This window comes from Methanospirillum hungatei, from assembly GCF_020216685.1.
GTDB classification, from domain to species: domain Archaea; phylum Halobacteriota; class Methanomicrobia; order Methanomicrobiales; family Methanospirillaceae; genus Methanospirillum; species Methanospirillum hungatei_B.
The window spans coordinates 1-10,000 of sequence record NZ_JAIWNS010000068.1 but is presented as its reverse complement, the minus strand read 5'-3'; the positions used below and the strand labels follow the sequence as shown (position 1 = coordinate 10,000).

Below are 10,000 nucleotides of genomic sequence, written 5' to 3'. Positions count from 1 at the left end.
ACCATTGAAGGATGCGGTTTTTTTGTTAATCTCATCAACAACAGCTTTGACGTTGATACCAAGGGGACCCAGTGCCGGACCAAGTGGCGGACCAGCAGTGGCTTTGCCACCGGGTACTAGTACCTCGACTACTTCTGCCATTGTGTATCACCAGTCAGGACGGTTATGTCCATCTGGGTTCATAAAGGTTGGAAGGATAGATAAAAAAGAATATGTCCCGGCAGGTGCCGGAGATACCTTATGAGTCGTCCTCACCACGGTCGATGACTCTGACATGGTCACCGCGAACCGTGATGGGAATTGGCAGAACACTTTCATACAGCTCAACGGTAATCTCTTCTTTTGAGGCGTCTACACGCTTGACTACCGCTTTTTCTCCTTTGAACGGACCGTTGATAAGCTCAACAATCGTCCCTTCGTCAATGCCACTGACTGCTGGTTTTGGTATCAGGTAGTGACCGACTTCTTCCAGGGTGGTAACTCCTGGGAGGACAGTGCGCGCACTGGGAACATGTTCCATCAGTTCCTGAACCCTGGCAATCGGCTCATCGGTCTCTACCAGAACATATCCTTTCAGTTCGTCAGGGACAATAACTGACATAACCCGGATATCATTATCCGCGTCCCGCACCGCCTTGTCGATATTGTCTGCGACCGACCGTTCTGCCCGGTTTGTGGTCTTTACCGCAAAAATGCGGGTAAGACGGTGTTCATTCTCCATACGAATCAGGCCGGAAGTACAAGGAAGAGTTCGTAGATTGCAAACCCGATAATTCCAATCAGTACGACACCTGCCGCAGCGACGAGTGCTATTTTTGTATACTCATCCCGTGTTGGAAAGCGGGCCAGTTTGAGGATACGCATGTATTTGCGGAAAAGTTCCTCGTTTAAATTGATGTCTAGTTTGGGGATTTCCATGTATATCACTTCAGAAAATCAATCTCAAAGTGTCTCTGAAATTTCGGGTTATTTTTTTCATTTCTACCATATATTTGTGGCGACCGAACGCCGGTCAGGATAAGCAGAGTCCTGATGGTGTTCTGCATCGTCGGATCTATCTGTGCTCCCCATATTATCCGTGCATCAGGGTCAATCAGGGCATAAACCTCTTCAACAACCCCCTCAGCTTCAGCCATGGTCATGTCCGGACCGCCGGTAACATTGACGAGAGCTGAGGTGGCGCAGGAGATATCGATGTCAAGGAGGGGAGATCGTATGGCTTTTCGCACCGAATCCGCAGACTTGTCCTGGGCATCACTCTCACCCATCCCGATCATGGCAACTCCTCCTTTCTCCATGATGGCCCGAACATCAGCAAAATCAAGGTTTACCAGACCTGGTACGGTGATAAGTTCGGTGATACCTTTGACCGCCCGCATCAGGACCTCGTCGGCTACCTTGAATGCGGCATAGAGGGGCAATTTCGGAACAACCTCAATAAGCCGGTCATTGGGAACCACAATAACGGTGTCTGCAACATCACGAAGACGTTCAAGTCCTGCCTCGGCATTCTCCATCCTGATGGCCCCTTCAGATGAGAAGGGGAGAGTGACTATGGCTATTGTCAGGGCACCTTCTTCATGGGCTGCCCGTGCAACCACCGGAGCACACCCGGTACCAGTTCCCCCGCCAAGACCCGCGGTGATAAAGACCATGTCAGAGTCTTCAACAGCCCGGCGGATGTCATGCTCACTCTCAAGTGCTGCCTCTTCCCCGACCTGCGGATAGGATCCTGCCCCAAGACCCCGTGTCCGCTGTCTTCCGATAAGAATCCGATGATCTGCCTTGACGGTTGCAAGATGCATGGCATCGGTATTGATGGCATACAGGGTGGTTCCTGCAATCCCCTCATCCTTCATCCGGGTTATGGTGTTTGACCCGGCACCGCCACAACCGATAACTGATATCCGGGTTGTCATCGTCCGGAGAACAGCATCAAGATCACTATTATTCTGCGGAATCTGTTGCTCTGCCTTTGCCCTGTTAAGCGCTTCTTCAACGATTGATTTCATCTGGCCTGCCTCTGCGGAATGTGAATCCGCTTTTCTGTCTCTGTCATCACCATTTCCGGATAGATAACCGAATCACCAACCTCGACAGGCTTTCCTGCCATCAGCTCACTATAGAGCGGGCCTGAAGGAATGCCCAGTTCTTTGGCTTTCTTCGGATCAAACCGTAATTTTTTGATGATTAAAGAATCCCCCTCAAAAGAACAGGTGTATCTGTCCTGTAACAATGTTACGCAGAGATGTATTAATTCATCCGATATTCTGCCGCTGAATGCTGCATCGGTGATAAAAACCGGATGACAAGCTTTTCCTCTCCCGGTCATATGTACGATTGGAAATGAGTCTAGCGCAGAAATGAACTCTTCTGCAGCTACTTTCATGACTTCATCGATCAGCTCACCCGGAATGGTCAGGGAGACGGGGTTAGGCATCTCCAGGATGGTATGGAGAATGATTGATGATCCGGGGATGAGTGATTCTGCCAGGTTTCTGATAGATATATACTCAGAGAACGGGAGATCAAAGAACCGCATCAGATCCCCCTGACCAAGGATCGGGATAGTATGCTTCTCTGCAAGACTGGTGATCATCCGCTCCTCTTTTCCTGATATGGATTTCCCATCAATATAGATTGCAACAGCACCGGAGGAGGAGATGATATCCTGAAATAATGCATCATTCAGGTGAGGGATATCTCGGGACGGCATTATATGACCAAAGCCGCCTCTGGTTAATTTTGTGATCTCTGTCTGACGCTGGGCATAATGTGTCCCTCCAAATCCTGCCATAGGGATGACTTGTGATGTATCCATGAGTAGAGCATCAAGCACGGATTGTGCAACTGCCCTGGCAGCAATCCGGTCATTCCATTCCTTCTCTGTACTGCCGAGCTCGATAAAACAGGAGGGGAGATAGATATCTGTCGGACCATGATGGGTAGCCTCATACATTACCTCATACCCTTCCGGAGCATGGATGACCAGCCGGTTGATGAGAGCGTGCATAAGGTCGGTTGCTGCAGGCGTCAGGGTGTTCGGACGTCCCCCATAATCCGCAGATCCAAAATTTCCTGTAACGTGGACCGTCAGAACCGGCCGTGGCCGTTCACTGGCATGGCGGGATAGAAAAAGGATCCTATCTGCATTATGGGGGAGGGAGGGGCCATCAAGATAGATAAGCCGTTCTTCTGCATGCCAGTGTCTGATATGGGTATGAGCCCTTTTGTCATCTTCTAGCAAAGAATAGAGTTCTTCATGAATGAGTGAACCGGCCGGGTCTTTGCGTGAGCTGATAAGGAGTGTTGTTGGTACCTGTTGTTTTGGCGTCATGAATGGTAATTATTAGCTATAACCTTTATTCACAAATTTACAATTATTATATATGGAACCTGAAAAGATAAAATCAATTTTTGAAACTGAGGGTATCAGTACTGAAATTCAATGTCCGAAAGCCTTTGAGATCTCTGAAAAGTATGGCATCTCAAAGATGGATATTGCAAAATACTGCAACACCAACAATGTAAAAATTCGTGCATGTCAACTTGGCTGCTTTAAATGAGCCGGTTTCTTTCGGTCATCCCGGTCGATACTGCGAGGACAATTCTCTTAAGTCTTACCAGAAAAACCCCGGGTAAGACCATTGCCCTTGCAGATTCACATGGGTATGTCCTCAGTGCTGATATCATATCAGATATTGATATACCCGGTTTTGATCGTTCTACTGTTGACGGGTATGCGGTCTGTGCTGCAGATACCATTGGTGCAGGAGAGAGCATTCCTGTCATGCTCCGGTTGTCAGGCAGAGTTGAGATGGGTGATGAGCCATCAGGGAATGTGTCTTTTGGGACCTGTATGTATATCCCGACCGGGGCGTATCTTCCACCAGGGGCTGATGCCGTGGTCATGGTTGAGTACTGCGAGGAGATGGGAAATGATGTGTTCATCTCAAAACCGGTAGCGGTCGGTGAGAACATTGTATTCAGAGGTGAGGACTTTTCATCACAAAAACCCGCCCTTCATGCAGGTACACGAATCTCTTCACGGGTTATGGGTGTCCTGGCCGCCTGCGGTATTTCAGAAGTGCCGGTATCTGAAAAACCACGGATTGCTATCATCTCAACGGGAAATGAGATTGTCCCCGTATCAGAGATTCCTCAAGGCGGGCAGATTCGGGATGTGAATACCTATCTGTGCGTAGGATTTATCGAGGAGGCGGGAGGTATTCCAGTTCCTGTCGGAATAGTCCGAGATGATCGGACTGCTCTTCTAGATGCACTCATTCAGGCCGTCAGTCAGGCAGATATGGTTCTCATATCGGGTGGAAGCTCAAAAGGTGAGCGGGATATGTGTGCGGATATCATCAGACAAAAAGGTGAACTGATGGTGCATGGTATCGCTCTCTCACCGGGAAAACCCACAATTATCGGCAAGGTTCAGGAAAAACCGGTAATCGGCCTCCCTGGTCATCCTGCCTCTGCGTATGTTGTCTTACATGCCCTTGTCAGAGACCTGATTTATACTATGACCGGTGAGATTTCACATCCGGTCCGGATATCTGGAGTACTCACTTCCCCTGTTTCTTCGGCAAAAGGAAGAGAGGATTATATCAGGGTTATGCTGAATGAAGATACCATAACACCTGTTTTTGGTAAATCAGGACTTACCAATACCCTTGTAGCGAGTGACGGACTGCTCTGTATTCCTGCAGATACTGAAGGGTATGAAAAAGGAACTCGTGTTTTTGCAGAACCCTGGAGGAGTTTATGACAGACCGATATCTCCAATTGAAATCCTTATCCGAGGGACTCAGGTTGTTACAGAACCGTTTCCCGTTTGAGGCAGGAGTTAGAACCGTGTCGGTTCAGGATTCAATCGGACTGGTAACTGCTCATGCTATTCATGCATCCCTCTCCTACCCGGCCGGTCATCTCTCTGCGATGGATGGGATTGCGGTAAAGTCGGGTGATACTCACGGAGCAACGGATCAGAACCCAATCATCATCACCGATTTTGTCCGGGTAAACACCGGCAATCTCATCCCCTCAGGATATGATGCGGTCATAATGATCGAGGATACGGAAGAGACCGATGAAGGTTTTCAAATCCGTGTACCTGCATATCCCTGGCAGCATATCCGTCCGGTCGGTGAAGATATCGCTCTTGGGGAGATGATTCTCCCGGGGGGTCATACCATTCGGTCAGGAGATATCGGAGCGATGGCATCATACGGGATTCCTGCTGTTGATGTTCTTTCGGTCAGAGTTGCTCTCATCCCAACCGGAAGCGAGATAGTTCCCTTGGGAACGATGCCAAAACCAGGGCAGGTTATTGAGAGTAATATGCTCATGGCTGCTGCTGAGATTATGGAAAGCGGTGCCCTTGTTACGTTATATCCAATAGTCCCAGATGAGCCTGAAAAAATTAGAGATGCGATCGCGGGGGCGGTAGCTTCCCATGACCTGGTTCTCATATCAGCCGGCTCATCAAAAGGGACAAAAGACTACACCAGCAGGATCATCAGTGAACTGGGGACTGTCTTTGTGCACGGTCTTGCAATCAAACCAGCAAAACCGGTTATATTTGGAGAGATATCAGGAAAACTGGTCATTGGAATGCCAGGGTACCCGGTCGCCTGTCATACCATTCTTCGGGAAATTGTCCGCCCAATACTCATATGGTATGGGCTGAATGTTCCCCGGTATCAGATAATAAAAGCAAGGCTGGCAGGGCCGCTCTACTCTGATATCGGCATTGATGAATTTATTCTGGTAACAACAGGAAAGATCAAGGATACCTGGGTTGCTCTCCCCCAGAGCAGAGGATCAGGTATCCAGATGAGTCTTGTCAGGTCGAACGGATATATCACCATTCCGGCATCTTCAGAAGGATTTGAAGCAGGATCTCTTGTTTCAGTCAACGTTACGACTCCTTTGACTGAGGCAGAACAGACCATTCTCATTACCGGCTCACATGATCCTGTCATTGATCATCTGTCTGATCTTCTGAGAGCTAGCGGAATATTCCCCGCATCCGTCCACGTCGGGAGTATGGGAGGTCTCATGGCATTAAAGAGGGGTGATTGTCATCTGGCCCCCATGCATCTCCTCTCAGATGACGGTGATTATAATATTGCATTCCTTAAGCGGTACATGCCTGATGAAGAACTGGTCCTCATCTGTGTTGCAGAACGGGAACAGGGGATCGTATCCAGGGATAGACTGGATTTTGATGCCATTACCACGCATCGTTTTATAAACCGACAGAAGGGATCAGGGACCCGGATGCTGCTTGATTATATGCTAAAAGAGAAAGGAATCGCTTCTGAATCCATTCAGGGATATAATCGTGAAGTAACAACCCATCTTGCCGTCTGCCTTGCTGTCATGAGCGGGGATGCCGATCTCGGAATGGCGGTTCATTCAGCAGCAAAAGCATATAATCTTCCATTCATCCCGGTCGGAACCGAGCGGTACGAACTTGTCGCGAGGAAAGAGATCTTTGAGTCAGATTCCAGGGTTCAAAGCCTTGTATCCCTCATTCAATCTGACAAATTCAAATCCCTCCTCACCCGTCTGGGGGGATACAGAACGAATGAAACCGGAGTTATCAGGAGAATTTCTCCGGTCTGATTTTTATGTAAATGTTCCCGGGACTTTTGTGTTCACATATCCATAGAGGAGTCGCATAGCCCGTTTGTCCTGTTCTCCTCCACATCGCAGAACCAGATCACCATGATGACGGATAAACCTGGCAAGCTCAGGATCTTTATTGAGAATGAACCGGGTGGCATGGACCGTTGCCTCGATGATATTATTTAGGCCACGGTGAACCGGCATTGGCAGGACCTTTGTGATGTTCACATGGATTGGTTCAAGCCTTACAAAAAGTTTTTCTGATGTAGTATGTTCAACATGTGCATTACAGCATATCCAGTTCTGAATACCTCTCAGCCGGTGAATGGTTCGATCTCCGATCTGCTCCTGAATAAAGGATTCTTCTGAGAGATCTTCAAAGGCTGTTTTAACAAAAAGAATTGGATCATGGGATATATGGGCAACAATCCATTCATCCCGTATAATATTTTGCGCGGTATGACTTGTCCGAAATACTATCATTGAGAGTGAATCATTCTTCCTGATAATCCCCATGGGGGCAGCATTGTTACAGGTTGAAACGATCACCTCATTGATTCCTTCAGTGAATATCTGGTCCACCGGATCTGTTAATGGTCCCACTCCCATCCTTCTCCTAACGCTACATAAAGCCCGGATATCATGATATCTGCCAATGAACCGGGATTGTACCCATTATCCAGACAGAATTCATCCAGTTGTGCAGAACGTATCTTCCCTGCCAAAACCTGGGCAGCCTTCTCTCTGACAAGTTCTGATGCACCGACGCCAAACTTTTTCGCGATGAAGGTGTCCGGATATTCTGAGAGTAGTTTTAGAAATACTTTTGATATAGGATTTTTCTCATTCTGATATGTAAAGAGCAGGTCGGCTGTATACCGGGTAAGAGGAAATCCCTGGGTTATTTCACGGGCGACAAGATCATGTGGGGCAGAATATTCCATAACATCAAAAAATGTCATCTTCCGCTTTATGAGTTCTTCTTTTGCCTTCGGGTCATTGATGTCAAGTTCATCCTTTTCCCTGACCCTGACCGCTGTATGGGCAAAGGCATCATAAAAATCCAGGGCATCTTCAATGGTCGTTTGTCTGACAATTTCTGATGCTTCCTTTATGGTGCCACCCATAATCAGGGGGATGAGCAGAATAAAGGCACCGAAATGGGTATTCCCTCCTTTATGCCGCCCGGTCAGAATGGTCGCTTCCCTGATAAGGGCACCAACACAACCATGCCGGTGTTCAGCCTTTTCAAGAGCCGGTCTGCAGAATATGACTGATGCAAGAAAATGCTCAAGTTTTGTGTCAGGATAGTCATGACACCGGTCTACATTCCCTGGTTTGTCCCAGGCACAGACCTCAAATGCCATAGCCATCTGCGCCTGTTCCGTTCTGCTGATTTCTGCCTTCATTTGAAGATTTTTTTCAGTAATTTTTTTGAGATCTCTCTTTTCAGATCCATGTAGGTGGATTTTTTAATTCCGGCCTGACGAAGTGTTGCATCCCTGAACATACATGGGGTGGTGTCTTTACAGCAATATACAAGACTGCCAAAGCAGGTATTGGCCCCCTGTTCCAGAGGTGTTCCTGTGACGGCTTCCATCTTCATGGTAACGAACTCCTGCGGACTGATGTTATAATGCTGGAGAGTGGGCAGGAGTGGACAGGGTTTGACCGGCATACAACAAAACGCAAGCGACCTGATATCTCCTCCCCGGCAGAGCTGTTTTGGTGCATTATACCATCCATGTTCCTTTGTATATTGCGCTATCTGCGCATACAGGGTCGAGAGGGTCTGTTTATCTGAATTCCGGGCAAGAGAGATCATATCAGCACCATGCGAAAACATCTCTTTTGCTTTTTCAAAGGTAGTGATACCATTATTTGCTATAATAAAAACCGGGGATGTATCGCGGATTCTTTTCAGATAGGTGTGATCAAAGTCCATGAGATCAATGTGGAGGATATCAGCACCTGCTTTCCAGAGCAGACGTGACAATTCAACATCATCGGCAGCTACTCCTGCGCGAATCTTTACAGATACCAGCACACCTGCAATTTTTAATGCCTGAACATACGAGATCAGGACTTCCGGATGATGTAGGAGAAATTCTCCGCTCCGTGCATCTATCATCGGCTGCTGTCTGCAATGGGCATCAACTTCATAGATGACAAAATCCCCGAGCTCCTGCGCAAGTGCATTGAGAGACCCTGCTTCAGATGCTCTAAGATTGATAACCGGAACAACATCGGTTGCTGTGATGAGCGCTATCTGGCCCTTCAGATCCTCGATAAGATTTCTCGGTAAGAATTCCTCCCTTCCCTGATCAGAGAGCGTTCGTGCTGCTTTTATAGTTGGCTCATCTATTGCATATCCGCCAATAATGCCAAGCCCGATGTGATCCGCAAGATTACGAATATATGCACCATCAGTAATGCCTGCCATACAGGCTACCGCGATTGGTGTCTTTACCGGTTTATCACCGATAAAAAGATCGAAATTTGTATCCATTATAATCCTTGTCCATAACCATCGATCGTTCTTATGTATAAGGTTCTCTGCATGTTTCTGGAAATCGGTATGAAAGCTATTTTAGGTTAACCTCTCCCATATGATCTCATTGATACATATTAAGATAGAATATAACATTTGATAACTATTTTATTACGTGCAGTACTACCTACTGAGAATGACAAAGACTGGTATCCTCCTTGTAGGACATGGAAGTAAAAAGGAATACAACAAGAATCTTATCACCAAAACTGCGGAAATTATTGCTCAGAAGAATCCGGATTATATCGTCCGTTGTGGATTTATGGAGTTTAATGAACCGACTATTCGTGAATCACTTGATTTGTTCAAACAGGATGACGTGGACAGTATTGCGGTTGTTCCACTCTTCCTTGCCCGTGGCGTTCATATTGATGAAGATATTCCCGGAATTCTCGGTCTTGCACCCGGTCAGAAGAGAGGCCTTTTCCCTCTTGCAGGAAAAGAAGTCCCTCTTGTCTATGCAGATCCAATTGGACCAAACCCGCTCCTGGCAGACCTCATGATGGAGAATGCCAAAGCGGCTCTTGACCTGATCTGATGCGGATTCTCGTTCTTGATTCGATTCATGGCGGAAAGGTGATAGCAGATCACCTCTCTATCCGTGGTCATGTGACCGATCTTGTCGATGTGTACCGGAACCAGGAAGGCATTTCTCCCGATCTGGCACGAAGCCGGGTTTATGATCTCATCATTGCCCCTGTCCATCTGGATCCTGATTATTCACTCCTTCAGGACCTGCCGGCTCCTGTGATATCACATCATGCGGCTGTCAGATGGCTATTCACTGATTACGCAGCATCTCCTGTTATT

At 47.5% G+C, this 10,000-nt stretch carries 10 protein-coding genes and 2 pseudogenes; 4 read left to right on the top strand and 8 right to left on the bottom strand.

Going from position 1 to position 10,000, the window contains the following annotated elements:
• From rpl11p to LDL35_RS03895, 5 genes and pseudogenes are all read right to left on the bottom strand, one after another.
• A pseudogene (gene rpl11p, locus LDL35_RS03915) lies at nucleotides 1-141 on the bottom strand (50S ribosomal protein L11); the annotation flags it as partial.
• A 97-nt stretch (nucleotides 142-238) separates the two neighbouring features.
• The gene (locus LDL35_RS03910) at nucleotides 239-721 is read right to left on the bottom strand and encodes a transcription elongation factor Spt5 (RefSeq protein WP_011447698.1); all 483 of its coding nucleotides are present in this window, start codon (nucleotides 719-721) and stop codon (nucleotides 239-241) included.
• 5 nt (nucleotides 722-726) lie between these two features.
• A complete protein-coding gene (locus LDL35_RS03905; protein WP_011447699.1) occupies nucleotides 727-918 on the bottom strand; it encodes a protein translocase SEC61 complex subunit gamma in 192 nt (63 codons plus the stop codon).
• A 5-nt stretch (nucleotides 919-923) separates the two neighbouring features.
• Nucleotides 924-2,012, bottom strand: coding sequence for a cell division protein FtsZ (ftsZ, locus tag LDL35_RS03900; protein WP_304019671.1), 1,089 nt, complete (start codon nucleotides 2,010-2,012; stop codon nucleotides 924-926).
• Complete coding sequence (locus LDL35_RS03895) at nucleotides 2,009-3,337, bottom strand: D-aminoacyl-tRNA deacylase (RefSeq protein ID WP_304019667.1); 1,329 nt, start codon at nucleotides 3,335-3,337, stop codon at nucleotides 2,009-2,011. The genes ftsZ and LDL35_RS03895 overlap by 4 nt, the downstream gene beginning before the upstream one ends.
• A gap of 225 nt (nucleotides 3,338-3,562) precedes the next feature.
• On the opposite strand from LDL35_RS03895, the gene glp reads away from it, so the two are divergent.
• The gene (gene glp, locus LDL35_RS03890) at nucleotides 3,563-4,774 is read left to right on the top strand and encodes a gephyrin-like molybdotransferase Glp (RefSeq protein ID WP_304019664.1); all 1,212 of its coding nucleotides are present in this window, start codon (nucleotides 3,563-3,565) and stop codon (nucleotides 4,772-4,774) included.
• Nucleotides 4,771-6,636, top strand: coding sequence for a molybdopterin biosynthesis protein (locus LDL35_RS03885; RefSeq protein WP_304019661.1), 1,866 nt, complete (start codon nucleotides 4,771-4,773; stop codon nucleotides 6,634-6,636). The genes glp and LDL35_RS03885 overlap by 4 nt, the downstream gene beginning before the upstream one ends.
• A gap of 3 nt (nucleotides 6,637-6,639) precedes the next feature.
• Here LDL35_RS03885 and LDL35_RS03880 read toward each other — a convergent pair whose 3' ends face one another.
• From LDL35_RS03880 to LDL35_RS03870, 3 genes are read right to left on the bottom strand one after another with little or no spacing between them, the layout of a single operon-like run.
• Complete coding sequence (locus LDL35_RS03880; protein ID WP_304019658.1) at nucleotides 6,640-7,242, bottom strand: DUF447 domain-containing protein; 603 nt, start codon at nucleotides 7,240-7,242, stop codon at nucleotides 6,640-6,642.
• Nucleotides 7,230-8,048, bottom strand: coding sequence for a triphosphoribosyl-dephospho-CoA synthase (locus LDL35_RS03875; RefSeq protein ID WP_304019656.1), 819 nt, complete (start codon nucleotides 8,046-8,048; stop codon nucleotides 7,230-7,232). The genes LDL35_RS03880 and LDL35_RS03875 overlap by 13 nt, the downstream gene beginning before the upstream one ends.
• The gene (locus LDL35_RS03870) at nucleotides 8,045-9,148 is read right to left on the bottom strand and encodes a methanogenesis marker 9 domain-containing protein (protein ID WP_304019650.1); all 1,104 of its coding nucleotides are present in this window, start codon (nucleotides 9,146-9,148) and stop codon (nucleotides 8,045-8,047) included. Before LDL35_RS03870 ends, LDL35_RS03875 begins: the two co-directional genes overlap by 4 nt.
• A 178-nt stretch (nucleotides 9,149-9,326) precedes the next feature.
• On the opposite strand from LDL35_RS03870, the gene cfbA reads away from it, so the two are divergent.
• The gene (gene cfbA / locus LDL35_RS03865; protein WP_304019649.1) at nucleotides 9,327-9,728 is read left to right on the top strand and encodes a sirohydrochlorin nickelochelatase; all 402 of its coding nucleotides are present in this window, start codon (nucleotides 9,327-9,329) and stop codon (nucleotides 9,726-9,728) included.
• Nucleotides 9,728-10,000 (top strand): annotated as a pseudogene (locus LDL35_RS03860) (coenzyme F430 synthase); the annotation flags it as partial. The gene cfbA and the pseudogene LDL35_RS03860, both read left to right, overlap by 1 nt.